The 25,752-nt window shown below is 71.0% G+C and carries 26 protein-coding genes; 12 read left to right on the forward strand and 14 right to left on the reverse strand.

Going from position 1 to position 25,752, the window contains the following annotated elements:
• Window positions 1-23 precede the first annotated feature (23 nt).
• The 7 genes from OG371_RS20135 (at window position 24) to OG371_RS20165 (ending at window position 8,452) form a co-directional block, all read left to right on the forward strand.
• Window positions 24-1,025: an aldo/keto reductase gene (locus tag OG371_RS20135; protein ID WP_329071413.1), complete on the forward strand. Its 1,002-nt coding sequence runs from the start codon at window positions 24-26 to the stop codon at window positions 1,023-1,025.
• A gap of 185 nt (window positions 1,026-1,210) precedes the next feature.
• Window positions 1,211-2,761, forward strand: a complete 1,551-nt coding sequence (locus OG371_RS20140) for an NAD(P)-binding domain-containing protein (protein ID WP_329071415.1) — start codon at window positions 1,211-1,213, stop codon at window positions 2,759-2,761.
• A gap of 2 nt (window positions 2,762-2,763) precedes the next feature.
• Window positions 2,764-3,807, forward strand: a complete 1,044-nt coding sequence (locus OG371_RS20145) for an alpha-hydroxy acid oxidase (protein ID WP_329073201.1) — start codon at window positions 2,764-2,766, stop codon at window positions 3,805-3,807.
• Window positions 3,804-5,195: a cytochrome P450 gene (locus OG371_RS20150; RefSeq protein ID WP_329071417.1), complete on the forward strand. Its 1,392-nt coding sequence runs from the start codon at window positions 3,804-3,806 to the stop codon at window positions 5,193-5,195. Before OG371_RS20145 ends, OG371_RS20150 begins: the two co-directional genes overlap by 4 nt.
• Window positions 5,195-6,475, forward strand: coding sequence for a cation:proton antiporter (locus tag OG371_RS20155; RefSeq protein WP_329071419.1), 1,281 nt, complete (start codon window positions 5,195-5,197; stop codon window positions 6,473-6,475). The genes OG371_RS20150 and OG371_RS20155 overlap by 1 nt, the downstream gene beginning before the upstream one ends.
• 93 nt (window positions 6,476-6,568) lie before the next feature.
• On the forward strand, window positions 6,569-7,216 hold the full coding sequence (locus OG371_RS20160; protein WP_329073203.1) for a response regulator transcription factor: 648 nt from the start codon (window positions 6,569-6,571) through the stop codon (window positions 7,214-7,216).
• A gap of 39 nt (window positions 7,217-7,255) precedes the next feature.
• A complete protein-coding gene (locus OG371_RS20165) occupies window positions 7,256-8,452 on the forward strand; it encodes a sensor histidine kinase (protein ID WP_329073205.1) in 1,197 nt (398 codons plus the stop codon).
• Here OG371_RS20165 and OG371_RS20170 read toward each other — a convergent pair.
• Together OG371_RS20170 and OG371_RS20175 are read right to left on the reverse strand one after the other, a co-directional pair.
• Window positions 8,433-9,959, reverse strand: coding sequence for an FAD-dependent monooxygenase (locus OG371_RS20170; RefSeq protein ID WP_329071421.1), 1,527 nt, complete (start codon window positions 9,957-9,959; stop codon window positions 8,433-8,435). The genes OG371_RS20165 and OG371_RS20170 overlap by 20 nt on opposite strands.
• Window positions 9,956-10,570, reverse strand: coding sequence for a PadR family transcriptional regulator (locus tag OG371_RS20175; RefSeq protein ID WP_329071423.1), 615 nt, complete (start codon window positions 10,568-10,570; stop codon window positions 9,956-9,958). Before OG371_RS20175 ends, OG371_RS20170 begins: the two co-directional genes overlap by 4 nt.
• A 114-nt stretch (window positions 10,571-10,684) precedes the next feature.
• Here OG371_RS20175 and OG371_RS20180 point away from each other — a divergent pair, with 114 nt between their 5' ends.
• Both OG371_RS20180 and hisS read left to right on the forward strand, forming a co-directional pair.
• A complete protein-coding gene (locus OG371_RS20180) occupies window positions 10,685-11,068 on the forward strand; it encodes a hypothetical protein (RefSeq protein WP_329071425.1) in 384 nt (127 codons plus the stop codon).
• Between the two features lie 36 nt (window positions 11,069-11,104).
• Window positions 11,105-12,397 carry a histidine--tRNA ligase gene (gene hisS, locus OG371_RS20185; protein WP_329071427.1) on the forward strand — a complete coding sequence of 431 codons (1,293 nt, stop codon included), beginning with the start codon at window positions 11,105-11,107 and terminating at the stop codon, window positions 12,395-12,397.
• A 30-nt stretch (window positions 12,398-12,427) separates the two neighbouring features.
• Here the strand turns inward: hisS and OG371_RS20190 are convergent, their stop codons facing one another.
• The 8 genes from OG371_RS20190 to OG371_RS20225 all read right to left on the reverse strand — a co-directional run bounded on the left by OG371_RS20190 (window position 12,428) and on the right by OG371_RS20225 (window position 19,534).
• Window positions 12,428-13,165 (reverse strand): alpha/beta fold hydrolase, encoded by a 738-nt coding sequence (locus OG371_RS20190; protein ID WP_329071428.1) that lies wholly within the window; start codon window positions 13,163-13,165, stop codon window positions 12,428-12,430.
• A complete protein-coding gene (locus tag OG371_RS20195; protein WP_329071431.1) occupies window positions 13,162-14,826 on the reverse strand; it encodes an FAD-binding dehydrogenase in 1,665 nt (554 codons plus the stop codon). Before OG371_RS20195 ends, OG371_RS20190 begins: the two co-directional genes overlap by 4 nt.
• 1 nt (window position 14,827) lies before the next feature.
• Entirely contained in the window at window positions 14,828-15,445 is a 618-nt protein-coding gene (locus tag OG371_RS20200) for a TetR/AcrR family transcriptional regulator (RefSeq protein WP_329071433.1), read from the reverse strand.
• Window positions 15,446-15,549: 104 nt separating this feature from the next.
• Window positions 15,550-16,695, reverse strand: coding sequence for an amidohydrolase family protein (locus OG371_RS20205; RefSeq protein WP_329071435.1), 1,146 nt, complete (start codon window positions 16,693-16,695; stop codon window positions 15,550-15,552).
• A 4-nt stretch (window positions 16,696-16,699) separates the two neighbouring features.
• Complete coding sequence (locus OG371_RS20210; protein ID WP_329071437.1) at window positions 16,700-17,809, reverse strand: MAB_1171c family putative transporter; 1,110 nt, start codon at window positions 17,807-17,809, stop codon at window positions 16,700-16,702.
• Window positions 17,806-18,327 (reverse strand): hypothetical protein, encoded by a 522-nt coding sequence (locus OG371_RS20215; RefSeq protein WP_329071439.1) that lies wholly within the window; start codon window positions 18,325-18,327, stop codon window positions 17,806-17,808. Before OG371_RS20215 ends, OG371_RS20210 begins: the two co-directional genes overlap by 4 nt.
• Entirely contained in the window at window positions 18,324-18,731 is a 408-nt protein-coding gene (locus OG371_RS20220; RefSeq protein ID WP_329071441.1) for an XRE family transcriptional regulator, read from the reverse strand. Before OG371_RS20220 ends, OG371_RS20215 begins: the two co-directional genes overlap by 4 nt.
• 350 nt (window positions 18,732-19,081) lie before the next feature.
• Window positions 19,082-19,534, reverse strand: a complete 453-nt coding sequence (locus tag OG371_RS20225; RefSeq protein WP_329071443.1) for a flavodoxin family protein — start codon at window positions 19,532-19,534, stop codon at window positions 19,082-19,084.
• A 51-nt stretch (window positions 19,535-19,585) separates the two neighbouring features.
• On the opposite strand from OG371_RS20225, the gene OG371_RS20230 reads away from it, so the two are divergent.
• Complete coding sequence (locus OG371_RS20230; RefSeq protein ID WP_329071445.1) at window positions 19,586-19,924, forward strand: hypothetical protein; 339 nt, start codon at window positions 19,586-19,588, stop codon at window positions 19,922-19,924.
• Here OG371_RS20230 and OG371_RS20235 read toward each other — a convergent pair.
• Window positions 19,905-21,536 (reverse strand): phospho-sugar mutase, encoded by a 1,632-nt coding sequence (locus OG371_RS20235; RefSeq protein WP_329071446.1) that lies wholly within the window; start codon window positions 21,534-21,536, stop codon window positions 19,905-19,907. The genes OG371_RS20230 and OG371_RS20235 overlap by 20 nt on opposite strands.
• A 103-nt stretch (window positions 21,537-21,639) precedes the next feature.
• Here OG371_RS20235 and OG371_RS20240 point away from each other — a divergent pair, with 103 nt between their 5' ends.
• Window positions 21,640-22,788, forward strand: a complete 1,149-nt coding sequence (locus tag OG371_RS20240) for a glycosyltransferase (RefSeq protein WP_329071448.1) — start codon at window positions 21,640-21,642, stop codon at window positions 22,786-22,788.
• A gap of 53 nt (window positions 22,789-22,841) precedes the next feature.
• Here the strand turns inward: OG371_RS20240 and OG371_RS20245 are convergent, their stop codons facing one another.
• From OG371_RS20245 to OG371_RS20255, 3 genes are read right to left on the reverse strand one after another with little or no spacing between them, the layout of a single operon-like run.
• Window positions 22,842-23,627 (reverse strand): purine-nucleoside phosphorylase, encoded by a 786-nt coding sequence (locus OG371_RS20245; RefSeq protein ID WP_329071449.1) that lies wholly within the window; start codon window positions 23,625-23,627, stop codon window positions 22,842-22,844.
• Window positions 23,624-24,052, reverse strand: coding sequence for an ABA4-like family protein (locus OG371_RS20250; protein ID WP_329071451.1), 429 nt, complete (start codon window positions 24,050-24,052; stop codon window positions 23,624-23,626). The genes OG371_RS20245 and OG371_RS20250 overlap by 4 nt, the downstream gene beginning before the upstream one ends.
• Complete coding sequence (locus OG371_RS20255; protein WP_329071453.1) at window positions 24,049-25,008, reverse strand: hypothetical protein; 960 nt, start codon at window positions 25,006-25,008, stop codon at window positions 24,049-24,051. Before OG371_RS20255 ends, OG371_RS20250 begins: the two co-directional genes overlap by 4 nt.
• Window positions 25,009-25,118: 110 nt before the next feature.
• On the opposite strand from OG371_RS20255, the gene OG371_RS20260 reads away from it, so the two are divergent.
• The gene (locus OG371_RS20260) at window positions 25,119-25,745 is read left to right on the forward strand and encodes a MerR family transcriptional regulator (protein WP_329071455.1); all 627 of its coding nucleotides are present in this window, start codon (window positions 25,119-25,121) and stop codon (window positions 25,743-25,745) included.
• Window positions 25,746-25,752: the final 7 nt, after the last annotated feature.

Below are 25,752 nucleotides of genomic sequence, written 5' to 3' on the forward strand. Positions count from 1 at the left end.
GTTTTCACAGCGGGAGAGAAAACATGAGTGGATCGACGCTGCCCACGCGCAGGCTCGGCGAACTGGAAGTCGGCGCGCAGGGCTTGGGCTGCATGGGCATGAGCGAGTTCTACGGCGAGGGCGACGACACCGAGTCGACCGCCACCATCCACCGGGCGCTGGAGCTGGGCGTCACCCTGCTCGACACCGCGGACATGTACGGCATGGGGCGCAACGAGGAACTGGTCGGCCGGGCCATCGCGGACCGGCGTGACCAGGTGGTGCTGGCCACGAAGTTCGGCATCGTGCGCGACCCGGAGGACCCGAGCAAGCGGGGCGTGCAGGGCGACGCCGAGTACGTGCGCTCCTCGGTCGAGAAGTCGTTGCGGCGCTTGAACACCGACCGCATCGACCTGTACTACCAGCACCGGGTCGACCCGAACGTGCCCATCGAGGAAACCGTGGGCGCGATGGCCGAGCTGGTGCGCGACGGCAAGGTCCGGCACCTCGGGCTGTCGGAGGCGGGCGCGGACACCATCCGCCGCGCGCACGCCGTGCACCCGATCAGCGCCGTGCAGACGGAGTGGTCGCTCTGGTCACGGGACATCGAGGACGCCGTGGTGCCGGCCTGCCGTGAGCTGGGCATCGGCCTGGTGCCGTACTCCCCGCTCGGCCGCGGATTCCTGACCGGCCGGATCACCTCGAAGGAGGACTTCGGCAAGGGTGACTTCCGGCAGCAGACCCAGCCGCGGTTTGCCGAGGGCAACTTCGAGAAGAACGTCGCCATTGTCGAGGCTCTGCGCGCGTTGGCGACGGAGAAGGGCGTGACCGCCGGGCAGCTGGCGCTGGCCTGGGTGCAGGCACAGGGCGACGACGTCGTGCCGATCCCGGGTACCAAGCGACGCAAGTACCTGGAGGAGAACGTCGGGTCCGTGGCACTGGATCTGTCCACTGAGGACATCAAGGCGATCGAGGCAGCGTTCCCGGCCGACGCGGTGGCGGGCACCCGTTATCCCGAGGCCGCCATGCGGATGCTTTCGCGCTGACCTCCGCCCGGTGCGGCCGCTAAGGCCTCCTTACCCGCGTCACGCGCGGGTAAGGAGGCCTTGACGGCGTTCGCCCGGGTCCGTCCCGGCCATCGGGACCAGCGCGGGTCTTCTGAGCCTTTTCTGAGATCTCCGGTCCAGGCTGACGCCGATCGGGTGACCGGGATCGGACGCAGGAGGCTTTCGTGTCGGAGGACGTTCTGGACTACCTGGTGGTCGGCGCGGGGCCCGCGGGCCTGCAGCTCGGCCAGCAGCTCGACCGGGCGGGGCACAGCTACCTGGTCCTCGAAGCGGGCTCGGGGCCGGCCACGTTCTTCCGCACCTTCCCGCGGCACCGCACGCTGATCTCGGTCAACAAGAAGCACACCGGCTGGACCGACCCGGAGCTGAACCTCCGGATGGACTGGAACTCGCTGCTGGCCGAGGGCGACCCCGATCCGCTGCTGTTCACCGATTACAGCGCGGAGATGTTCCCGTCCGCCGAGGCCCTGCTGCGGTACACCGCGGACTACGCGGCGAAGCACGAGATCGCCATCCGGTACGACACCCGGGTGCGCCGGATCAGCCGCGCCGACGGGAACTTCGTGGCCACGGCCGAGGACGGCACCGCGTTCACCGCCCTGCGGCTGGTGATGGCCACGGGCGTGAGCAAAGCCCACATCCCGGACGTCCCGGGCATGGAGCTGGTCGACCAGTACGCCGACTTCGACACCGATCCGGCGCAGTTCACCAACCAGCGGGTATTGGTGCTGGGCAAGGGAAACTCGGCCTTCGAGACCGCGGACAGCCTCAACGCGTACGCCGCCGTGCTGCACGTCTCGGGCCCGCGGCCGGTGAAGCTCGCCTGGCGCACGCACTTCGTCGGCCACCTGCGCGCGTTCAACGCCGGGGTGCTGGACATGTACCAGCTCAAGCTGCAGCACGCGATCCTCGACGGCGACGTCCGCGAGATCACCAAGCGCGAAGACGGCTACCACGTGAAGTTCGCCTTCTTCCGCGCCGACGAGGTGATCAAGGAGCTGCGTTACGACCGGGTGATCGCCTGCACCGGCTTCCGGTTCGACGCCTCGATCTTCGACGAGGACTGCCGGCCGGAGCTGACCATCGACGACCGGTTCCCGGCACAGACCTCGTCCTGGGAGTCGGTGAACGTGCCCGGGCTGTACTTCGCCGGCACGATCACGCAGGTCCGCGACTTCAAGAAGGCGACCAGCGCGTTCATCCACGGCTTCCGCTACGGCGTGCGCGCGCTGTCGAAGGTCTTCGAGGAGCGCTACCACGGCCGCGAGTGGCCGCACACCGTGCTGAAGACCGACGTCGGTGACCTGGTCGAGGCGGTGATCACCCGGATCAACCGCAGTTCCGCGCTGTACCAGCAGTTCGGCTTCCTGGCCGACGTGCTGGCGCTCGAGCGCGGGCAGGCGCGGTACTACGAGGAGGTGCCGGTGGCGCGGGTCGCCGAGCGCTCACCGGACGTCGAGAACGCGTTTGTGATCACCCTCGACTACGGGCCGGACCACGACAAGGTGGACCCGTTCGATTTCACCGTGAAGCGCGCCAGCCAGGACGTCGCCAACGACAGCGGCGAGGGCCACTACCTGCACCCGATCGTCCGGCACTACCGGCACGGCGAGCTGGTCGCGACCCACCACGTCACGGAGAACCTGGAAAACGAGTGGAACCGCGAGGTGCACGTGGACGCGCTCACCGCGTTCCTCACGAAGCAGCTGGCTTGACCATGCGCACGATCGCGGAGTTCGAGGCCGCGGCACGCGAGCGGCTCGAACCGGCGCACTACGACTTCTTCGCGGGCGCGGCGGGTGACGAGCTGACCCTGCGCGCCAACGAAGCGGCGTTCAGCCGGCGCTCGCTCGTGCCGCGGGTGCTGCGTGGTAACGGAAAACGGGACCTGGCGGTCGAAATCGCCGGCTCGCCGTTGTCGATGCCGGTCTTGGTTTCGCCGACGGCGTTCCACCGGCTGGCGCACCCGGACGGCGAGCGGGCCACGGCCGAGGCGGTGGCCGCCGCCGGCACCGTCATGGTGGTCAGTATGGCCGCGACGACGGCGATCGAGGACGTCGCGGCCGCTGCCCAGGCCGTCGTGGCCGACCCGGCGCTGTGGTTCCAGCTGTACCTGCAGCCCGACCTCGAGTTCACCGAATCCGTGGTACGCCGGGCCGAGCGCGCGGGGGTGCGGGCGCTGGTGGTGACCGTCGACTCGCCGGTGTTCGGCCGGCGCGAGCGCGACCAGCGCCACGGCTTCCACGACCTGCCGCCGGAGCTGGCCGTGGAGAACATGAGGGACGCCTCGGGTCGGGTGCGCGACATCGAGATGTCGGCCGAGCTGTCCTGGGAGCACATCGCCTGGCTGCGTGGGACGACCTCGCTTCCCGTGCTGCTCAAGGGAATCCTGCATCCCGACGACGCGCGGCTGGCCGTCGCCGCCGGGGTCGACGGGATCGTCGTCTCGAACCACGGCGGCCGTCAACTGGACACGGCGGTGTCCACTTTGGACACGTTACCCGAGCTGGCCGCGGCCGTCGGCGGCGCGATGCCCTTGGTGTTGGACGGCGGTGTGCGGCGGGGCACGGACGTGGTGAAGGCGCTGGCGCTCGGCGCGAACGCCGTCGGGATCGGCCGTCCGGTGCTGTGGGGCCTCGCCGCGGCGGGCCGGGAAGGAGTGGCGGAAGTGCTGGAACGACTGCGCGAAGAGCTGGACCACACGCTCGCACTGTGCGGGGCGGGAACCCCGGCCGAGCTGACCGCGGACCTCGTCCGATGACCCGGCTCCTGGTGCGAGTGCTGCTCGCCGGCCTGCTCGTGACGCTGCCCCGCTGGCTGCCGGGCCGGGTGGTGGCGCTGCGGATGAAGATCTTCGCCCTGGTCAACGGCGACGAAGGGCTGCCGATCCCCGGCGAGCGCGTCGACGTCGAGGACTTCCGGCGGGTGTACGCCGACCCGGCGGCCGGCGGGCGGAGCAAGGGCGCCGCGCTTTCGGACCTGTTCTGGTACTGGCTCGCGCCCGGTCCGCAGGTGCACCAGGAGCACCTGGAGGCCGGGCCGCGCTACGACGAGGTCGCCAAGACCACCCGCCACATCCTGGTGAAAACCAAGGCGGAGTCCGAAGAGCTGACTCGCCGCTGCGCCGCGCATGTACTGGACGGGCTGGAGATCGGCGACGGCCGGACGATCCGGCTGCGCGACGAGATGATGCCCGTCTGGGCCGAGCTGTACTACGAGCTGGTGTTCGGCGAGCCGTGCCCGGCGCAGGCGCGGGACCTGATCGTCGGACACGCGGACGACGTGGTGTCGGCGCTCAAGTGCGTGCGGCCGCGGAACATGCGACGCCGCGCGCGGCTGACCGCGTACCTGCGCCGCCGCCTGGCCGACGTGCCGCACCCCATGCCGGCCCGGCTCACCCCCGAGGAGCAGGTGTTCTACCTGCAGGGCACCTTCTTCAACACCGCCGTGGTGCAGATGTCCGAGGCGATGGCACACCTGCTGATGATCATCGCGCAGCATCCGGACGTGCAGGCGCGGCTGGTCGCGAACCCGGACGATGACGAGTACCTGGACCGCGTGATCGACGAGGGCCTGCGCACGTACCCGCTGTTCGGCATCGCCCACCGCATCGCCACCGACGACATCGAGTTGGCCCACACGAAGATCGACGCGGGCACCGTGCTGCTGTTCAGCTACCCCGACTTCCACCACGCCGGCTTCGAGCGGCCGGACGAGTTCGACCCCGAGCGCTGGAACCCGGCGAGCTTCCCGGCCCGCACCACGATCGCGCCGGTGCCGGCGAAGAAGGACGTCAACTTCCTGCCGTTCGGCGTCGCGCAGAACCGCGCGTGCCCGGCCCGCGGCCTGGCGCCGGTGACGATGCGGGTGGTGACACGCGAGGTCCTGCGCCGGTTCTCGCTGGCGTCGAGCGCCGCGCACACCCGCTCGATCCCCAACCGCGGCCCGGTGATCCTCACCCCGCGCGGCTCGCGTCCCCCTTCGGCCAAAGCGCTGGCGGCCCTCGCCGCCCGTGACCGCTGGGAAGACGTCTGGCGCAGCCTGGCCCAGCTCGTCTTCGGCACCTACATGGTGCTCGACGCGCGGCACAAACGCCTGTGCGCCAAGTACTTCGAGACCCAGAGCAGCGAAAGCCCCGGAGGCGAGTGATGACCCCGACCCAGGCGGCGCCCGCGTTTTTCCTGGCGGTGGTCGTGATCCTCGTGGTGTGCCGGCTGGTCGGTATGCTAGCGGTGAAGATCGGCCAGCCGCCCGTGGTCGGCGAGATGGTCTCCGGCGTGCTGCTCGGGCCGTCGCTGCTCGGGCTCGTGCTGCCCGGCGTGCAGGCCGCGCTGTTCCCCGACACAGTGCGGATGCTGCTGTACCTGGGCGGCCAGATCGGGCTCGTGATCTACATGTTCGGCGCGGGGTACGAGTTCCGCGTCGGCGCGATCAAGGGCTCGGTGAAGTCCGTGGTCTCGGTTTCCGCGGCCGGCACGGTGGTCCCGCTCGTGCTGGGTATCGGGGTGAGCGTGCTGGGCGCGAACTGGGTCGGCATCCTCAAGCCCGGGGTTTCGCCCGCGGTCTCGGCCGTGTTCGTCGGGGTGGCGATCGCCATCACGGCGTTCCCGATGCTCGCCCGGATCATCACCGAGCGCGGCCTCGGCGGCACCCGGTTCGGCTCGCTGGCGCTGGCCTGCGGCGCGCTCGACGACGTGCTCGCGTGGGTCCTGCTGGCCGTGGTGCTCGGCATGCACGCGGGCTCGACCGGGCCGGTCGTGACGGCCGTCGGCGGCGGGGTCCTGTTCGCGCTGCTGGTGTGGCTGGTGGTGCGCCGGGTGCTGGCGAAGACCATGGCCGGCCCGCGGGTGAACACCGACCAGCGGATGCTCGTCACGGCGGTGTTCCTGTTCGGCGCCGCCTGGTTCACCGACGTGATCGGGCTGTACGCGGTGTTCGGCGCGTTTGTCCTCGGCATCGCGTTCCCGCGGGGCGAGGCTTCCGACGCCGTGCTCGCGAAGTTCATGCCGATCGGGCGGATCGTGTTCCTGCCGCTGTTCTTCACCTATTCCGGCCTGAACACCCGGTTCGCGTTGCTGGCGGACCCGAAGCTGCTGGCGTACGCGGTGATCGTCGTCGTGGTCGCGGTGGTCGGGAAGCTGGGCGCTTCGTGGGCCGCCGCCCGATTGGCGGGGGAGTCGCAGCCGATCGCGTTGCGCGTGGGCGTGCTCGTGAACGCGCGCGGGCTGATGCAGCTGATCGCGCTGAACGTCGGCATGCAGGCCGGGATCGTGTCGCCTTCGCTGTTCACGGTGCTGGTCCTGGTCGCCCTGGTCACCACGATCATGACCGCGCCGCTGCTGAGCTGGCTCGACCGCCGCGACGGGCGCCGGTACGCGGGCCAGGAGCTGCCGGAGTTCCTCCGTTCGGCGCAACCGGCCCGATCATGACCGATTCCCGACGAAAGTTGAGGGTTCAAGCTAGAGATTCACTGCCAGTATGGGTGTGTGTACGAAGCGGTGGAAACTCAGGCTCCGGCCCGGGTGCTCCTGATCGAGGACGACCGTGAACTGGCCGGGATGCTCGCCGGCCTGCTCCGCGAAGAGGGCTACGAAACCGACCAGGCGCACGACGGCCAGCGCGGCGTGCACCTCGGGCTCACCGGGCGCTACGACGTGATCGTCCTCGACCGCCGGCTGCCGGTGATGGACGGGCTGGCCGTGCTCGCCGGGCTGCGGCGCAAGGCCGTCACGGCGCGCGTGCTGGTGCTCTCGGCGCTGGGCGAGCTGTCCGACCGCGTGAACGGCCTCGACGCGGGCGCCGACGATTACCTGGTGAAGCCGTTCGAGGCCGACGAGCTGCTGGCGCGCCTGCGGGCGCTCTGCCGTCGTGACCTCGACGGCGCCGAGTCGATCCCGCTCGGCACGGCGGCGCTGGACCTGCTGCGCCACGAGGTGGTGCTGGCGCGCGGCGAGCGCGTGACGCTGTCCGGGCGCGAGTTCGAGCTGCTGCGCACGCTGGCGCAGCGGCCGAAGTCGATCCACCCGCGCGCCGCGCTGCGCACCAACGTGTTCGCCGATTCGACCGGTGAGTCCATTGTGGATACCTATGTCTACTACCTGCGGCGCAAGCTGGGCCGGGACGTGGTGAAGACCGTGCACGGCCTCGGTTACCAGATCGGGGCCATGTGACGGCGGTGCGGACGTGACGGCGGTGTTGAATTGACAGCGGTGGTCGATCCGGAGACGCGGGTGCTGCGGCGCACGCGGCGGCGGATCGCGGGCCAGATCGCCGTGGTGATCACGCTGGTGGTGCTGGCGGCCGGCGGGATCTCGTACTGGGTGCTGCTGCGCGGGCAGGACGACGAGGTCGACCGCACGCTGAACACCACCCTGGCCCGCGGCCTGTCGGCGACGCCGCCGGGCTGCGTCTACCTGATCACGCCCGCGGGCCACGCGCCGTCCGGGCCGCTGCCGTTCGCCGTGCCGCCGCCCGCGCCGGTGCCGCACGCCGGCGACGTGGTCACGCAAGAGGTTTCGCTCGGCGGCGGCACCTACACGATGCGCACGGTGAACCGCGGCGGGCAGGTCTCACAGGTGTTCATGGACGAGTACTACCTGATCTCGGACCGCGAGCAGCTGGTGCTGGGGCTGGCCGTGGCCGAGCTGGTGGTGCTGCTGGTGGCCGTGCTCAGCGGTTACCTGCTGGCCGGCCGCGCGATCCGCCCGCTGGGCGAGGCGCTGCGGCGGCAGCGGACGTTCGTGGCGGACGCGTCGCACGAGCTGCGCGCGCCGTTGACGCGCCTGCACACGCGCACGCAGCTGATGGCGCGCCGGGCGCGGGGTTCCGCGTCTTCCCCGGTGTCGCCGGAGGACCTGGACATGCTGGTCGACGGCACCCGTGAGCTGGGCGAGGTGGTCGACGACCTGCTGCTGTCCGCGCAGGCGGGGTGCGAGCGCCCGTCGCTGGAGCCGGTGGAGCTGGGCCTGCTGGCGGACCAGGCGGTGGCCGCCGAGGCCGTCCGCGCGGGCGATCGCCGGGTCCGGATCTGCGTGCGCCGTTCCCCGGGCTTGGCCGACGTCGTGCCCGGCGTCCCCACGGCGTTGCGCCGCGTGCTCTCCGCGCTGCTCGACAACGCCATCGGCCACACCCCGCCGGGCGGCTCGATCGAGGTGAGCCTGGCCAACCCGGACGACCGGCACGTGGAGCTGCGCGTGCAGGACACCGGAACGGGTTTCGCCCAGCGTGACGCGGAGCGGCTCTTCGAGCGTTTTTCCCACGGCACCAACGGGGAGGGCCGCCGGTTCGGCCTGGGCCTCGCCCTGGTCCACGAGGTGGTCACCGGCCACGGCGGCACCATCGCGGCGGCCGGTTCTCCTGGCGTGGGCGCGACTTTCACCCTGCGGTTCACTCGCGCCGCGCAGTAGCGGTTCCGGCTGGTGTGGGTCGGGTCTCCGGCCGCGCCGGGTGCAGTGCCTGGTCGATGGCTTTCGTGAGCTCGCTTGCCGAGGCAGACCCGGTGGACCGCCAGGCGATGTAGCCATCGGGGCGGATGAGCACGGCACCGCGCCCGTAGCGTTCCGGCCAGCCATCGGCGTTTTCGGCGCGGTGGGCGCGTACCGGCACCGTTCGAGCCGCTTCCATCCACTCGGTGCTGTCGCAGAGCAGGACGAAATCGCCGACGCACAGGTCGTGCAGGGCGGTGTCGCCGAGCCAGAGGTGTGGTGCCCTCCAGCCGACGCGTGCCTGCCGGCCAGGCCCGGAGCCGAACACGGGACCGGGACCGTAGCCGGCGCCGAAGGCCTGGGTGCGCCCGTCCATTCCTTCCGGTTCGGCCGCGCCACTGATCCTGGCCTGCTGATGGGCCACGATCAGGGGTGCCAGGGTTTCGGCCAGCGGCCGGCGTTCGGCATCGTAAGTGTCCAGGAGGTCGTCGCCGGCCTGGTCCTTGAGCACGGCGGCGAGCTTCCACGCGAGGTTGTGCGCGTCCTGCACGCCGGTGTTCGCGCCGAGCGCACCCGCGGGCGGCCACACGTGGGCGCTGTCCCCGGCCAGGAACACCCGCCCGTCGCGGTATCTCTCCGCGACGCCGACGCCTTGCTCCCAGGCGGCGACCCCTTCGATGCCGACGTCGATGTCCTTGCCGACGGCCGCGTGGACGAGCCGTACACACCGCTCCCGCGTGAAGTCGGCACTGGACTCGGTGGCGGGGTCGTAGCCGACGGACAGCTGCCAGCGATCCGGGTCGGCGGTGCTGACCAGGCCACCGAAGAACCCGTCCGGGTTGGCGATCATCCAGAAAAGGGCCCGGCGAGGAAGAAATTCGGCCAGGTTCGCGCGGAACACGATGTTCATGGAGTGCTGGAACGTCATCTCGCCGGTACGGGCGATGCTCAGCCGCTGCCGAATCGGGCTCCGGTTGCCGTCGGCGGCCACCAGGTAGCCGGCCCGCACGATCTGCCGGTGACCGGTGCTGCGGTCTTCGACCGTGGCCAGCACCCCCTCGCCGTCGGTGTCGAAGTCGAGCAGCTCGGTGTTGAACAGGTGCTCGGCCCCGGCCGTCCGGGCGGCATCGATCAGGATCGGCTCGACCGTGTTCTGGTCGGCCATGCAGAACACGCCGGCGGTCAGCTCGGGCCAGGCCCGTGGCTCCTCGGCGTCGAAGAGCCATTCCCATTCGGCGGCGAGCGAGGTGCAGCGGGCGACCCCCGATTCGGCGTTGAACGGCGCACCGGCCCGCTCGATCGCGTCGGCGACCCCGTAGGCGCGGTAGATCTCCATCGTCCGCTGGTTGATCCCGCGCGCCCGGCCGTGGATCGACACACCCGCGTGCCGGTCCACCAGTAACGACGGGATGCCTTGTCTGGCAAGGAAGAGCGAAGTGGTGAGGCCGGCGAGGCCACCACCGGCGATCAGGACGGGTGTGGTTTTCATGATTGTCCTTCCTCCTGTCGGGCGTCGAACTCCGCGGCCGCTTGCCGCAGGGATTCCTCGGACCAGGTGAGCGATCCGGTGTGCAGATCGGCGATGAGGGCGCGGAGCCAGCGCTGCTCGGTGACCAGCAGCGCGTGCCGGTATTCCTCCTCCACCAAGAAGAGCCGGGCCAGGCCGGCCGAACCGTCGAGCACGGACGAGATCTCGGCGAGCCGCGCGTCAACCGCGGCCAGCCGGGTCTGGAGCTGCTCCGCCGCTTCCTGCGGGGTCAGCATCATCAGGAAGGACAGGCCGACCGGAAACTCCGGGAACTCGTTCCCGGTCGTGGCGAGCATGTCCTTGATCCACGCCTTGGCGGTCGTCAGCCCGGCGTCGGTGAGGCCGTAGACCGTGCGCTCCGGGTGCCCCTCGACCCGGTCGACCCTGATCAGCTCCAGCTTCAGCAACCGCTCGATCGTCTGGTACACGCTCGCGCGCTGCCGGACGTTGACGACCCGGTCCTTGCCGTAGTCCTTGATCAGCTTCTGGATCCGGTAGGCGTGCATCGGCTCACCCGCGAGGAGGCCGAGCACTGTCAGCCCCAGTGCCGAGCGCTTGTCCATCGTACTCATAGTCATGACATTACTAGTTATGTCATGACTATGCAACGAAAGTTTCCGTGACAGTGTTTTAAAACGGTGTTATGGTTGCCGTCGGTCCTACTGGAGCAGGCGAAGGAGATCACCATGCACGGTCCCGTCCAGTTGTTCACCGTGATCGCCCTGGTCTCCCTGCCGACCGTGATGTACGGCGGGTACGCGCTGATGGGCGTGCTCCGCCGCGGAGACCTCACCGACGCCCAGCGCGGGATGTTCCGCGCGGGCCACGCGCACGCCGGAGTCCTGCTGGTGCTGGTGCTCGCCGTGTTGCAAGTGCTGGACCGCAGCGGGCTCGCCGACTCCACGCGCTGGGTGGTCTGCCTGCTGCTGTTGTTCGGCGTGCTGGCGCAGTCCGGCGGGTTCTTCCTGGCCATGCTGAAGACCCGCGTCGGAATGCGGGTGACCACCGCCGGCGCGGTGTTGCTCGGCGCCTCGATGCTGATCACCGCGTACGGCGTCGCGTTCCCCTAGAGAATGCGTTCGCGGCCGGTCGTTAAGCTTGGTGACGTGCCTGAATACCTGTCGACCGCGCCTGTCAAGGGGACCCGAGACTTCCTCCCCCCCGAAATGTCCGTCCGCACGCAGGTGTTCGGCCATCTCTACGAGGTGCTGGAGAGCTACGGCTTCCTCCGCTACGACGGCCCGATCCTGGAGCAGGCCGAGGTCTACGAGCGGAAGTCCGGCCAGGAGATCGCCGACCAGCAGCTGTACACGCTGACCACGCGGGGCGGCGAGCGGCTGGCGCTGCGCCCGGAGATGACGCCGTCGGTGGCGCGGATGATCGCGGGCAACGCGAAGTCGCTCTCGTTCCCGGTGCGCTGGTACAGCCACCCGAACTGCCACCGCTACGAGCGCCCGCAGCGCGGCCGCGTGCGTGAGCACTGGCAGATCAACGCGGACATCTTCGGCTCGGACAGCGCGAACTGCGAGATCGAGATGTTCGAGCTGATCCACGACCTGATGGGCGCGCTCGGCGCGACGCCGGACATGTTCGCGGTGCGCGTGAACGACCGGAACCTGCTCTCCTCGGCGCTCACCGACGTGGTCGGCGTCAGCGCCGAGCAGCTGCCGCAAGTGTTCGCGCTGGTGGACCGCTGGGAGAAGACGGCGGCGGACGACCTGGCCGCGAGCGCGGCGGAGATCGGGCTGGCGGACAAGCAGTTCGAGAAGCTGACCGAGACGCTCGCCGCGGGCCCGGCGCTGCTCGACGAGCTGCCCGCCGAGGTCAAGGAGAACTCGAACCTGGTGCGCGTGCTGTCCAGCAGCGCCGCGAGCCTGGTGCGGTTCGAGCCGATGATCGTGCGCGGGCTGGCCTACTACACGTCCACCGTGTTCGAGGTCTTCGACACCTCGCCGCAGAACCGCCGCGCCTTGTTCGGCGGCGGCCGGTACAGCGACCTCGCGTCGCTGTTCACCAAGGAGCAGATCCCCGGCATCGGCTTCGGCATGGGCGACGTGACGCTGATGGACTTCCTCAGCACGCACGGCCTCACGCCGTCACCGCGCAGCGAGGTCGACGTCGTGGTGATCCCGGTCGACGAGCAGCTGGCCGACGCGGCGCGTGAGGTCGCGACGTCGCTGCGCCGCGCGGGCCTGCGCACGTCGACCCCGCTCGAACAGCGCAAGCTCGGCAAGGAGCTGACCCGTGCCGACAAGGCCGGGGCGGCGGCCGTGGTCATCGTCGGCCAGGAGGACTGGGCGGCGGGCAACGTGACCGTCCGGGGCCTGGCCACGCGCGAGCAGCAGCAGGTCGCGCTGGCCGAGGTGCCGGGCGTGGTGGTCGCGTTGCTCAACCACTAGGTGAAATGCTCGTGAGTGGCTATGCCGGTTCTAACCGTCGTAGCCACTCACGAGCATTTTCCTGAGCAACAACGCGACTTCGGCCGGCCGGGTGCTCGCCACGGAGTGGCCCGCATCCGCGACCACCTCCACCTGCGCACCGACCGTCGCGTAACGGGCCGCGGTTTTCGCGCAGTCGTACAAGCGGTCGCGGGCACCGAGGATCACCAGCGCGGGCAGACCCAGCTCGCGCAGCTGGACGTCCAGCGGCCGGGCCGCGAGCACCCGCCGCCGGTCGACCAGGATGGCGCGGTCCATGGCGGGACTGGTCGCGGCGAACTCGGCGCCGAACCGCCGCACCAACGGGACGGACGCGAGTAACCGCAGCGGGCCGCCGACCCACGGCAGCAAGCCGTGGCCCGGTGGGAAAGTCGCATAGCTGTAGTCCGGCGCCTGCCCGATCACCACGACCCGCTCGACCAGGCCGGTCTGCTCGGCCAGCGCGAGAACCACGTCCGCGCCGAAGGAATGCCCGACGGCCGTGACCGCCGAACAACCGAGGTCCTTCAGCACCCGCGCCACCGCTGAGGCCTGCGAGGACGCGTCGAGGTCGGTGTGCCCGCCCGTCGCGCCGTGCCCGCGCAGATCGACGCGCACCACGCGGTAGTCCTCGGCGAGCAGCGGGACGAGCCGGTCGTACGAGCGCACCGAGCCGCAGAACCCGTGCACCAGCAACACAACCGGCGCGTCCGGCGGCCCGTCCTCGCGGACGTGCAGGGCCGCCGTCATCCCACGGCCCGGGCCATCGCGCGGCCCGCGGCGCGGCCGGAGAAGATGCAGCCGCCGAGGAACGTGCCCTCCAGCGCGTTGTACCCATGGACGCCTCCGCCGCCGAAGCCCGCGACCTCACCCGCGGCGTACAGGCCGGGGAACGGCGAGCCGTCGGCGCGGACCGCCTGGGAGTCCAAAGTGGTCTGGACGCCGCCGAGGGTCTTGCGGGTCAGGATGTTCAGCCGGACGGCGATCAACGGCCCGTGCGCGGGGTCGAGGAAACGGTGCGGCTTGACCACGCGCGCCAGCCGGTCGCCGATGAACCGGCGCGCGTTCGCGACGGCCATCAGCTGCAGGTCCTTCGAGTACGGGTTGCCGACCTCCAAGTCACGGGCGACGATCTGGCGTTCCAGCTCCGCGGCGTCGATCCGCGGTCCGCGCGAGAGCTTGTTCATCCCCTCGACGAGCGCGGGAACGTCTTGTGCGACAACGAAGTCCACCCCGTGCTGCTTGAACGCGTCGACCGGGCCCGGCGCGCCCTTGGCCGCGCGCGAGGCCAGCGTCCGCTTGAGGTCCTTGCCGGTGATGTCCGGGTTCTGCTCCGAGCCCGAGAGCATGAACTCCTTCTCCAGGATCGTCTGCGTCAGCACGAACCACGAGTAGTCGTGGCCGGTGGCGAGGATCGCCTTGAGCGAGCCGTTGGTGTCGAAGCCGGGGAAGTTCGGCGCGGGCAGGCGCTGTCCGGTCGCGTCGAACCACAGGGAGGACGGGCCGGGGATGATCCGGATCGCGTGGTCCGGCCAGATCGGGTCCCAGTTGTGGATGCCCTCGGTGTAGTGCCACATCCGGTCGCGGTTCACCACGTTCGCACCCGCCGTCTCGGTGATCGCGATCATGCGACCGTCCACATGGGCCGGTACGCCGGGGATCATCGTGGCAGGCACCGGGCCCAGCCGCTCGACCGGCCAGTTGCGCCGGACCAGCTCGTGGTTGTGGCCGATGCCGCCGGAGCTGACCAGCACCGCCTTCGCCCGCAGCTCGAACTCGCCCGCCTTCTCGCGTGACGACTTGTGGCCGCGCTCTTCGTCGGAGGGCACCAGCACCGTGCCGCGGACGCCGACCACCTCGCCGTCCTCGACGACCAGCTCGTCCACCTGGTGCCGGAACGCGAACTGGACCAGCCCGCGCCGCTCGCCGTCGAGCACCGGCTCGGCGAACACCCGCACCACCTCGGGGCCGGTGCCCCAGGTGAGGTGGAACCGCGGCACGGAGTTGCCGTGCCCGCCCGCCGCGCCGCCGCCGCGCTCGGCCCAGCCGACCATCGGCGTCACGCGCAGGCCCAGGTCACGCAGGTACTGGCGCTTCTCGGTGGTGGCGAAGCGGACGTACGCCTCGGCCCACTTCCGCGCCCAGTGGTCCTCGTCCTCGCGGTCGAAGCCCGCGGAATCGAGCCAGTCCCGCAACGCCAGTTCGTAGGAGTCCTTGACGCCGAGCCGGCGCTGCTCGGGGCTGTCGACGAACATCAGCCCGCCCAGCGACCAGAACGCCTGGCCGCCGAGGTTGGCGCGGTTCTCCTGGTCCAGCACGAGCACCCGGCGGCCCGCCTTGACCAGCTCGTGCGTCGCGACGAGCCCGGCGAGGCCCGCCCCGACCACGATGACGTCCGGTTCGAAGGTCACTTCACGCTCCTTGGCTTTCGGTGCTGTAGGCCGTCACGACGTGCACGGCGAGGTCGGTGCGGCGCTGCCACACCACCGGGTCTTCGGGCTCCATCAGGCATTGCACGGCGGTGCCGTCGTGCACCGCGATCAGGGCCTGGCCCAGCGCGGCGCGATCGGGCACGGTGCGCCCGATCCGGGTGAGCAGGTCTTCGAGGAACGGCATCAGCGCCTCGGCGATCGAGTCCTCACGCGCCGTCATGCTCCGGCGCAGGCCCGGGGTGCGCAGGGCGTGCGCGGTGAACTCGGCGCTGACGCGGTACCAGGCGTCGTCCACGGGGATCGCCGGCAGCAGCAGCTCGACCGCGGAGCGCACGTCGGTGACCTCACCCGCGCCCGCCTCGTCGAACGCCGCGCGCAGGCCGTCGATCATCGTCGCGGACCGCTGCTCCCACATGGCCAGGAAGAGCTCGTCCAGGGAAGCGAAGTTCGAGTAGAACGCCCCGCGGGTGTAACCCGCGCGCTCGCAGACTTGCTCCACAGTGGACCGTCCGAAGCCCGCTTCGGCGAACACTTCGAGGGCGGCGTCCAACAGCCGTCGCCGGGTCTCGGTCCGGCGCCGGGGCACGCGAGTGGTCATGGGTGAACCCCTTTCGATACGCCAACGTACTCAATACACGGACGTATCGAAAGGGCTTGTGAGTGTTTATGACGGTTAGAACCGTCATAAACACTCACAAGGGGTCAGCTGGTGCGGCCCCCGGCCATGACCAGCAGCGGGTGCCGCAGCGCGTCGAGGTCGGCCAGGGGATCGCCGTCCACGACCAGCACGTCCGCGGCCAGCCCCGGCTCCAGGCGGCCGGTGACGTCGGCCAGGCCGAGGCCCTTGGCGCTGTCCTCGGTCGAGATCTCCAGGATGCGGCGGCGCGAGAAGCCGAGCCATTCGTACAGCTCCAGCGCGCCGACCGGGTCGTCGAAGACCGAGCCGGGCAAGCCCGCGTCGGTGCCCGCGATCAGGCGGACGCCGTGCTCCTCGAGCCAGGGCAGCCGGCCGTAGACGCGCCGGGCCAGCTCCTCGCCCATCCGCTCGGCCATCATCCGCCAGTTCCGGCTGCTGGTGGAGCAGGCGGAGATGCCCGCCGCGGCCATCCGCCGGGCGACGTCCGGGCGCAGGTCGGTCTGCCCCGGCCCGGTCATGAAGGTGCAGTGCTCGATCGTCGCGACGCCCGCGTTCGCGCAGTCCTCGATCGCGTCCGCGCCGTGGGCGTGCGTGGCCACCGGCAGGCCGTGCCGCGCCGCCTGCTCGACGATCACCCGCAAGGCGGCGGCGTCGAACTGCGATTCCCACATGTCCGCGCCGCCCTCGGTGATCTGGCCGCCGCTGGCCATCACCTTGATCACGTCGGCGCCGGCCGCGGCGTTGGCGTCGACCAGCGCGCGGATCTCCTGGTCGCCGGACACCGTGCCGCCGAAGAAGTGGCAGTGGCCTTCCGGCACGGTCAACGGCGGGCCGGACGCCAGCAGCCGAGGGCCGACACCGGGCTTCGAAACGGTGCGGCCGCCCAGGTCCCGGACCGTCGTGACCCCGCTGCGGACGAGTTGCTCCAGGCGGTCCCGCGCGCCGTCCGCCAGGGTCTGCTCGTCCGCGGCCAGGAAGTTCGGCAGCATCTCGCGGCTCGCGTCGAACGACAGGTGCACGTGGACGTTGAACAGCCCGGCGAGCACCGTGCCGCCGGGGAAGTCGCGGGTCACCGGGTCGAGCGCCAGCGGCGCCACCTCGTCGCGGCGGCCCACGGCGACGATTTCGCCGTCCCGGACCAGCACCGCGCCGTGCTCCAGCGGGGTGTTCGGCCGGGGCAGCACGCGGTCCGCGGTGATCAGGGTGTCCACAGGGTCAATCGTCCTTTCCGGAGACGGCCGCCGAAAGCGCCAGCAGCGGCCGGACGTCCGACTCCAGGTCGCTCGCCCCGCCGGGCAGGACCAGTTTCGCGCGGCCGTCGTTCTCTTCGCCGGCCGCATGCCGGTCGAGCGCCCGCCGCAGCGCTTTCGCCGCCGCAGCCGGGTCTTCGGCCGTCAGCGCGGCGAAGTCGGTGTCGAGGTACGGGCTGAGCTGAACGAGGCCGTCGCGGATCTCGATCACGCGCCGGTAGTAGCGGCGGTGGACGGCGAGCCGGTCGCGCATCCCGCCCGGCGGCGTCCGCAGCACGATGGTCGGGTAGGCCGCGGCCAGCAGTGTCCACAGTGGAGTGAGCCGCTCGAGGTCGTCACGGCGGCGACGGCGGCGGCCCAGCGCCGAGAACCGCGCGCGGACGCCGGGGTAGCTGATCCCGGCCAGGAACAGGACCACGCCGAGGATCACGAACGGCACGCCGAGCAACAGCAGCACGGGCACCGCCGGCCCGAACGCCCAGGCGACCACGATGTACAGCGCGCGGAACACGCTGCCGATCGACGCCGAGGCCAGGCCCGCCGCGGCCAGCCGCAGGCCGGTGCGCAGGTGCCGGTCCGCCGTGCGCTGGTACCGGGTGATCCACCAGACGCACGCGGTGATCGCGTAGATCAGGTACAGCCCGGCGCCGAGGTAGAACAGCGCGATGCCGGAAACGTGCACGTCGGCCGGGCTCAGCGCGGCGCCCCGCAGCGGCACCGGCGTCAGGCCCGTCGCGACGAACATCAGCACGACGGCGGCCGCGAGCGGCACCAGCTCCAGCAGGACCCGGCGCACGTGGCCGGCCCCGAGCGCGGAGCCGTGGAAGAAGACCAGCAGCGCGCAGGCGGCGCACGCCAGCAGCACGTTGTTCGCCATCCGCGAGCCGCCGGGGGCGGTCAGCCCGTCGAACCAGTCCGAGATTCCCTTCTGCTGGAACAGGAACGCCGCGGTGAACGCGGCGATGGTGGCCGTGACGGCCCAGTTCGGCAGCCGCGGCGAGCGCACCAGCTGGTACACCCGCCAGCCGAGCGCGAGGAGGAAGAGCAGGAGGGCGAGCAGGGACGCGGAGTTCACAGCCAGCCTTGGTGGTCGCCGAGCACGCCCTGGATCCGGCGCAGGTCGTGGTCCGCCGCGCGGCGCGGGATCGTGTAGTTCAGCACCGAGGCCCACTCCAGGATGATCGTGGCGACCGTCTCGGCCTCCCACTCGTGGACCTCGTCGTAGGAGGTGCGGCGCAGGGCGCGGTGCACGGCGTCGTCCTCGAGGCCGGTGGCCGGGCCGCGCAGGAAGTCGGCGGGCTCGGCGTCGCCGCCCGGCTCGTGCTCGGCCAGCAGGTGGCCCAGCTCGTGCAGGATGATGTGGTCCTGGTGGGCTTTGGTGGTCTCCTGCTGGAAGAAGATGTAGTCCGCGGAGCCGGTGGCGATCCAGCAGCCGAACGGGCCGGGCACCTCCAGCGGGTACGCCATCAGCCGGATCGGCCGGGACCGGCTCGCGCCGAGCCGCTCGCACAGCTGCCCGACATCCAGCGGCGGGCTGATGTCGAGGTCGTTGAGCAGCCGCCGGCAGCGCCTGCGCAGTTCGCGTTCTTTCACGTGGCCCCCGGGCTTTCCCGATCCGCCTTCTCGTAGCGCTCCACCAGGTCCAGCAAGGCCATCACCTGACGGCGGCCCTGCGGCGAAAGCTCCTGCGCGCGCATGGCCATCAGCTTCGCTTCGACGTCGGCGCCGCCGGTGCCGGTTCCCTGCTCGGCTTCGTCTTCGAAGAAGTAGGTCACCGGTACGGCGAACAGCTTCGCGAGCGCCTCGACGTAGTGGATTTTCGGGTTGACCCGCTTGCCCGTGGCCAGTTGCTGCAGGTATGCCGGCGACATCGCGGGACCACCGGCCCGTTCGATCGCCGCCGACATTTCCCGGTAGCTGTGCGGCGCGTGGCCATCGGCGCGGGCGGAGTCGATCAAAGTGCTCAGTTTCTCCGCGAAGGTGCGCTGCGCTGGCATGCCCGCCCCCTTCTCCCTCGGTGCCCGGATAATAGCTCCGCAACCACTGTACGCACCTGTTGACAGCCCTTGTATGCAGTGGTTTACAGTGGCCGCGTCCCGCTCCGGAGGTCTGCACTCTGGGGGTGTCCGGAACCCGGAGCGGGATCTTGTCCTGCCGCCTGGCTCGTCATGATCGCCCTCTCTGTAGTACGCTTGGGTCGTCAAGGTCGATCGCCTCGTTGCGAACCCTTGATTTGGCCTGTTGCCGGAGGTCGACCCCCAGGGCTTCCGGTGACAGGCCCCTTACTTTTTCCGGGCCTATTCCGCCGGTCGGCATTGTTTTCGCTCAAATGAGCATTTACCGCGGTTCAGGACATCAGCGTCGCGGCCACTGTGCCGCCCAATTCCTGTAGTGCCGCCAATTCCGCTTTGCCGGGTTCGCCCGTCACGAGCACCGGCTCCGCCACCCGTTCCCAGCCCAGTCCGGTGGTGATGGCGTCGAGCTGGCGGACGGTGCCCGAGGTGTCGTTGTTGCCGTGCACGTACGCGCCGAACGGCCGCCCGCGCGTGGCGTCGAGGCAGGGGTAGTAGACGGTGTCGAAGAAGTGCTTCAGCGCACCGCTCATGCTGCCGAGGTTCGCGGGCGTGCCGAGCAGGTAACCGTCGGCGGCGAGCACGTCGGCGACGGTCGCGCCGAGCGCGGGGCGCCGCACGACGTCGACCCCTTCGATGTCCGGGTGCTTCGCGCCGGCGAGCACGGCCTCGAACATCGCCTGCATCGAAGGCGAAGGCGTGTGGTGCACGATCAACAGCGTGGCCATGGCCAGAGCCTGCCACTTGTGCGGGCGCCCGCGCGCGGGCAAGCTGCGCAGATGATGGGGGAGATCCGCCGCCGGCGGCTTGAAGTCGTCGTGCTTGTCCTGCTCGGGGTCGCCGGCTTGGCGGCCACGCTGGTGCTGATCGTCGACGGGTTCCTGTCCGTGCTCTTCCAGCCCGCGTACGGCTGGGCCGCGCAGCTGCGTGAGCTGTGGCCGTGGCTGCTGCCGGCCGTACTCGGGCTGGTCGGCGCGGTCGCTTTGCGGCGTCGCGAGTTCCTCGCCGCCTTCGCGGTGCTGCTGGTGATCGACGTGGCCGGCCTGTTCGGGCCGGACCTGGTGGACAGGGGCGTCCCGTCCCTGCCCTCGGCGCCGGTCAGCTCAACAGTTCGCTGATGTCCGCCCGTACCGCGGCGAGGCGGGCGGTCGCGGTCTCCCGCGCGGCGTCGAGGCTTTCGGCCACCGGCTGCACCGACTGGAGGTAGGCCTTCAGCTTCGGCTCGGTGCCCGACGGCCGGATCACCACTCGCAGTCCCTCGCCGCGCAGGCGGAGCACGTCGGCGTCCGGCAACAGGTCCTCGAGCGTCACCGGGACGCCGCCGAGTGCCGACGGCGGCTGCGCGCGCAGGCCGGCCATCAGCTTGCCGCGCACGGCGAGATCGGTGACCCGCAAGGAAACCTGGTCGGTGAGGTGCACGCCGTGGCGGACGGCGATCTCGTCGAGCACGTCCAGCGGGCTCCGACCCTCGGCCTTGAGCGAGGCGGCCAGCCCGGCGGCGACCACCGCGGCGGCGATGCCGTCCTTGTCCCGCACGAAACCGGGGTTCACGCAGAGGCCGAGCGCCTCCTCGTAAGCGAAGACCAGGCCTTCGCCCGCGCGCACCAGCCACTTGAAGCCGGTCAGCGTCTCGGCGTAACGGGCGCCAGCGGCCTTGGCCAGCTCGCCGAGCAGCGAGGACGACACGATGGTGGTGGCCACCAGCGGGTCCGTGCTGTCCGTTGTGGACAGAAGGTGGGAGCCGAGCAGTACGCCCGTCTCGTCGCCGCGGAGCATGCGCCAGCCGCCGTCGCGGTCGCGGACGCCCAGGGCGCAGCGGTCCGCGTCCGGGTCCAGGGCCACCGCGAGGTCAGCGTCCACTTCGGACGCCAGCGCCAGCAGCAGGTCGGTCGCGCCGGGCTCCTCCGGGTTGGGGAAGGAGACGGTGGGGAAGTCCGCGTCGGGCTCGGACTGGGCGGTGACCAGGTGGACGTCGGTGAAGCCGGCCGCGGCCAGCGCCGCGCGGACCGTCTCCGCGCCGACGCCGTGCAGCGCCGTGGCGGCGATCCGGATGTCCCGCGCCGAGCCGTGCGGCAGGGCGGCGACCTCCGCGAGGTACGCGGCGCGAGGGTCGACCACTTCGGCGCCAGACTGACGCGGCACGCTGACCGCGGCCGGCACGGCGTGGATCGCGCGCTCGATCTCCCCGTCCGACGGCGGCACGATCTGGCCGCCGGTGCCGTCGTAGAGCTTGTACCCGTTGTCCGCGGGCGGGTTGTGCGAAGCGGTGATCTGGATGCCCGCCACCGCGCCGTAGTGCTTCACGGAGTACGCGAGCAGCGGCGTCGGCAACGGTTCCGGCAGCACCTTCACGGCGAAGCCGGCGGCGGTGAGCACCTCGGCGGCGGCCGTGGCGAAGGCCTCCGAGCCGTGCCGCGCGTCGCGGCCGACCACTACGACGCCGCCCGCGTGGCCGTGCGCGACCAGCCAGTCGGCGACGCCCGCGGTGGTGCGCGTGACCACCGCGACGTTCATGCCGTTCGGCCCCGCGCGCACCGGCCCGCGCAGGCCGGCGGTGCCGAACTCCAGCGGGCCGGCCATCCGGTCGGCGAGTTCTTCGGCCGCGCCGGGCTCCTGGCCGAGCGCGCGGGCGAGGATCCGCTGCAGCTCGTCGCTCGTCGCGTGGTCGGGGTCGTCGGCGATCCAGCGGTAGGTGGCGTCGCGCAGCTCGGTGGTCAGGTTCTTCGGCACCGCGCCAGCCTACGACCCCTTCGCGGCGGACGTCCGGTTGATCCGGGACCGGGGTGGGTTAATACCGGGCCACGGCGGGCCGGGTGCCGCTACTGTCGGGACAGTGCGACTGCTCTTCACTGCCCTCGGGGCCCACGGCCATCTGTTCCCGCTGATGCCGCTCGCGGCCGCCGCGCGCGAAGCCGGGCATCACGTCGTCTTCGCGACGGCCAATGATTTCCGTCCCACGCTTGAGAAAGCGGGCCTCGAACCGGCCACGGCGGGCCTGACCATCGGGGAGGCCTTCGCCGCCCAGTTCCCCGGTTTCGAGCCTGGCCTGGCCCGTCGCGAGCTGCCGCCGGAGGAACTGGCCGCGACGATCGGCAGGGTCTTCGGCCGGGTGATGCCGGAGCGGTTCGCCACGGACCTCCGTGGGCTGTTCGAGCAGCACCGGCCGGACCTCGTCGTCTACGAAGTCGGCAACCCCGGCGGGCTGTTCGCGGCGAAGACCGCTGGGATTCCGGCGATCGGCCACGGATTCGGCCGGGTTTCGTCCGACGGCCTGATGGCGGATATCGACCGTTCGATGCGGGAGTACGCCGACGAGCTGGGCATCACCGAAGAAGGCCCCGCGTGGGGCACCCCGTTCGTCGACATCTGCCCGCCTTCGGTGCAGGCGCCCGAATTCCTCGCGAGCGCCCACCGCGTGCCGCTGCGCCCGGTCGGCTGGAGCGACTCGGGTGAGCTGCCGGACGGCGTCGCGGACCATTCGCGTCCGCTGGTCTACCTCACGCTGGGCACCACCCCGATGAGCAAGCAGGGCGTGCTCGCCTCGGCGATCGCCGGCCTGTCCGGCCTGGACGCCGACGTGCTGGTGGCGACCGGCCCGTCCCTGGACCCCGCGTCACTGGGCGAGGTCCCGCCGAACGTCCGGCTGGCGGCCTGGGTGCCGCAGTCGGCGCTCCTGCCGCACGTCGACCTGGTCGTCCACCACGGCGGTAGCGGCACCACGCTGGGCGCCTTCGCCGCCGGTGCACCGCAACTCGTGCTCCCGCAAGGCGCGGACCAGTTCGCGAACGCCGAAATGGTCCTGTCGGCCGGCGTCGGCACCCGCCTCCTCGGCGACGAGGTAACCGCCGAGTCCGTGCACTCGGACGCCGCCCGCCTCCTGAGCGATTCAGCCGTGGCGGACGCGGTGCGCGGGCTGGCTGACGAGGTCGCGGGCATGCCGTCACCGGCTGAGGTGGCGGCGCAACTTCCGCAGTACACCTGAGGTCTCGTGAGTGTTTATGCCGGTTAGAACCGGCATAAACACTCACGAGCGGTTCAGGCGCGGTTGACGAGTTCCCGCAGCAACGACCCCATCCGGGTGGCGGCATTGCGGCCCGCCTCCAGGACCTCTTCGTGGTTCAGCGGCTCACCAGTCATGCCGGCGGCAAGGTTGGTCACCAGGGAGAGGCCGAACACCTCGACGCCGGCGGCGCGGGCCGCGATGGCTTCCAGGACGGTCGACATGCCGACCAGGTCCGCGCCCATCGTGCGGAGCATGCGGATCTCGGCCGGGGTTTCGAAGTGCGGGCCCACCAGACCCGCGTAAACGCCCTCCTCCAGTGAGCCGTCGATCTCCTTCGCCAGGCCGCGCAGCCGGGCGGAGTAGAGGTCGGTCAGGTCGACGAAGTTCGCGCCGGCGATGGGGGAGCGCGCGGTGAGGTTGAGGTGGTCGGAGATCAGCACGGGCTGGCCGACGCGGAAGCCCTCGCGCAGGCCGCCGGCCGCGTTGGTGAGCAGGACCGTGCGGGCGCCCGCCGCGGCGGCCGTGCGCACGTTGTGCACCACCGGGTCGATGCCCTTGCCCTCGTAGAAGTGCGTGCGCCCCAGCAGCACCAGCGCGCGCTTCTCGCCGACCTTCAGCGAGCGCACCGTGCCGCCGTGCCCGACGGCCCCGGGAGTGGTGAAACCAGGCAGCTCGCCGAACGGGATCTCCGCCTCGGCCGGGCCGATCACGTCCGCGGCCGGGCGCCAGCCCGAGCCCAGCACCACGGCGATGTCGTGCTTCTCGACGCCGGTGCGCTCGGCGATGACGGCGGCAGCCGCCTCCTCGTGGTTACTCATGCCGCCGAGCGTATCCGGGCACTCCGGACGGCCAGGAACACGACCAGCCCGAACGGGGACAGGAAGATCGTCAGCACCAGCACCGGGCTCAGCACCCACCACGGGACGCCGTGCTCGCGCGCCTCGAAGAACATCCACCGGCCGAGGAACAGGTCGAACGCGATCAGCTGCGCCCACAGCAGCGCGGCCCCGTACGAAGAGCCCGCAAACGCTTGCAGCACCCCGAGATCCGGCCGGCTGACCGCGGTCCACAGCTCGCCGAAGTGGGGCAGCGCGAGCACGAAGTAACAGGCCAACGGCAGCAGCGGCACCCACGGCGACGCCAGCACCCGCCGCGTCCAGCGCCAGCCCGGCAGGAAGATCATCAGCGCCCAGAACGGCACGGCGATCGGGAACGTCCAGGTGAAGACCGTCAGATCCGTCATCGGGCCAGCTCCCGAGCCGGCCGGTACACCGCGACCAGGCCGCCGAGCGCCACCGCGCCGACCAGCAGCGCCAGCGCCGTGAGCGTCGCGCCGCCCGGGTGGACCAGCGATTCGCCGCGCTCGGCCTGCCAGGCGACCAGCGCGACCAGCCCCGCGTAACCCGCCGAACCAACCCACACCAGCCGCGTGCGGACGGCGCTCTCCCGAAGCCGCGGCAGGCGCGTCGCGAGCAGACCGAGGCCGAGGGCGAGCAGCGGCAACGCCTGCAGCGCGTGCATCCCGATGAAGTGCGGGATCCGCAGGTCACCGCCGGTGGTGCTCCAGCCCAGCAGCGGCAGCCCCGGCCCGCCGTCGGTGACGCCGACGCTGTGCGCCCCGACCAGGTCGGACATCCCGGTGGCCTTCAGCGACGCGCTCTGCTGCGGCGTCGGGCCCACCATCAGCGCGCCGAGCCCGGCCCCGATCAGCGACACCACCGCGCCGGTCCGCACGGCCCAGTAGGTCGCGCGGTCGGCGATCCGGCTGAACATCAGCAGGACGGTGAGCACCAGCGTGGCCACCCAGAGCGCGGCGACCATCACCCCCATGACCTGGAACAGGGCGGCGTCGAACGGCGTCGCGTTGTTGAAGTGGCTCGCCCGGCCGCGGACCGCCTGGAACACGATCAGCACGTACTCGCCGCCGAACAGCACCAGGGCGACGTCGGTGGCGATCCCGGCGCCGCGGCGGAAGCGCGGCAGCAGCGAGACGAGCCAGCTCCAGGTGAAGAAGTACAGGGAGCCGGAGATGGCGAACTTGAACGGCTTGGCCCAGATCGGGGCGCCCAGCAGCGTCCGCTGGTCGAGCAGCAGCAGCGCGATGCAGCCGACGGCCGCGACGGCCAGCACACCCGCGAAGTAGGCCGATGGCCGGTGCCACGTGCTCGTCCGGTCTCGGAGATCGGTCAGGATGGTCATGGTGGATCCTCCCAGAATGGATAGTGAAGCTCTCCGTTATGGGAAGTTAAACTATCTATCCTGAGAAGTCTTCAGGGTTGCCCCTGAGATCGGAGTCGTGTCACGTGCGGATGGCGGAACTGAGTGCGGCGTCGGGCATGCCGGTGGCCACGGTGAAGTACTACCTGCGCGAAGGCCTGTTGCAGCCCGGCGAGCGGACCAGCCCCAACCAGGCCCGGTACGGCGAGGACCACGTCCAGCGGCTCAAGCTGATCCGGGCCTTGCTGGACGTCGGCGGGCTCTCGGTGGCCACGGTCGGCGAGGTTCTCGCCGCGGTCGATTCGCAGGCCCCGACCCACGAGGTGCTGGGCCTGGCGCAGCGCGCCCTGGTCGGCCCGGCAAAAGAGGTCGACGAGGAGTCCCGGGCCTGGGCCCTCGACGTGGTGACGGACCTGGCCGCCCGCCACGGCTGGAAGGCCGAGCCGGAGAGCCCGTCGGTCGCCGCCCTGGTCCTCACCCTCTGCACCATCCGCGACCTGGCCCAGGCCCACGACGGCCTGCTCGCCCGCCTGGACGACTACGCCACCCTCGCCGACCGCACCGCCGAGGTGGACCTGGACACAGTGACTTCGCTGCGTTCGCTGGACCGCATCGTCGAAGCCACCGTGATCGGCACCGTCCTGGGCGACCGGCTCTTCTCCGCCCTGCGGCGCCTGGCCCAGAGCGCCGAATCAGGCCGCCGCTTCCCGCAGGACTGACCCCGGC

The sequence above is a fragment of the Amycolatopsis sp. NBC_01480 genome (assembly GCF_036227205.1).
Taxonomy (GTDB): domain Bacteria; phylum Actinomycetota; class Actinomycetes; order Mycobacteriales; family Pseudonocardiaceae; genus Amycolatopsis.

Excerpts from the sequence above, each read along its gene's own strand:
- OG371_RS20135 (WP_329071413.1), top strand. The coding sequence starts at position 24 with ATGAGTGGATCGACGCTGCCCACGCGCAGGCTCGGCGAACTGGAAGTC.
- OG371_RS20145 (WP_329073201.1), top strand. The coding sequence starts at position 2,764 with ATGCGCACGATCGCGGAGTTCGAGGCCGCGGCACGCGAGCGGCTCGAA.
- OG371_RS20150 (WP_329071417.1), top strand. The coding sequence starts at position 3,804 with ATGACCCGGCTCCTGGTGCGAGTGCTGCTCGCCGGCCTGCTCGTGACG.
- OG371_RS20155 (WP_329071419.1), top strand. The coding sequence starts at position 5,195 with ATGACCCCGACCCAGGCGGCGCCCGCGTTTTTCCTGGCGGTGGTCGTG.
- OG371_RS20170 (WP_329071421.1), bottom strand. The coding sequence starts at position 9,959 with ATGAAAACCACACCCGTCCTGATCGCCGGTGGTGGCCTCGCCGGCCTC.
- OG371_RS20175 (WP_329071423.1), bottom strand. The coding sequence starts at position 10,570 with ATGAGTACGATGGACAAGCGCTCGGCACTGGGGCTGACAGTGCTCGGC.
- OG371_RS20180 (WP_329071425.1), top strand. The coding sequence starts at position 10,685 with ATGCACGGTCCCGTCCAGTTGTTCACCGTGATCGCCCTGGTCTCCCTG.
- OG371_RS20190 (WP_329071428.1), bottom strand. The coding sequence starts at position 13,165 with ATGACGGCGGCCCTGCACGTCCGCGAGGACGGGCCGCCGGACGCGCCG.
- OG371_RS20200 (WP_329071433.1), bottom strand. The coding sequence starts at position 15,445 with ATGACCACTCGCGTGCCCCGGCGCCGGACCGAGACCCGGCGACGGCTG.
- OG371_RS20220 (WP_329071441.1), bottom strand. The coding sequence starts at position 18,731 with ATGCCAGCGCAGCGCACCTTCGCGGAGAAACTGAGCACTTTGATCGAC.
- OG371_RS20225 (WP_329071443.1), bottom strand. The coding sequence starts at position 19,534 with ATGGCCACGCTGTTGATCGTGCACCACACGCCTTCGCCTTCGATGCAG.
- OG371_RS20230 (WP_329071445.1), top strand. The coding sequence starts at position 19,586 with ATGATGGGGGAGATCCGCCGCCGGCGGCTTGAAGTCGTCGTGCTTGTC.
- OG371_RS20245 (WP_329071449.1), bottom strand. The coding sequence starts at position 23,627 with ATGAGTAACCACGAGGAGGCGGCTGCCGCCGTCATCGCCGAGCGCACC.
- OG371_RS20250 (WP_329071451.1), bottom strand. The coding sequence starts at position 24,052 with ATGACGGATCTGACGGTCTTCACCTGGACGTTCCCGATCGCCGTGCCG.
- OG371_RS20255 (WP_329071453.1), bottom strand. The coding sequence starts at position 25,008 with ATGACCATCCTGACCGATCTCCGAGACCGGACGAGCACGTGGCACCGG.
- OG371_RS20260 (WP_329071455.1), top strand. The coding sequence starts at position 25,119 with ATGGCGGAACTGAGTGCGGCGTCGGGCATGCCGGTGGCCACGGTGAAG.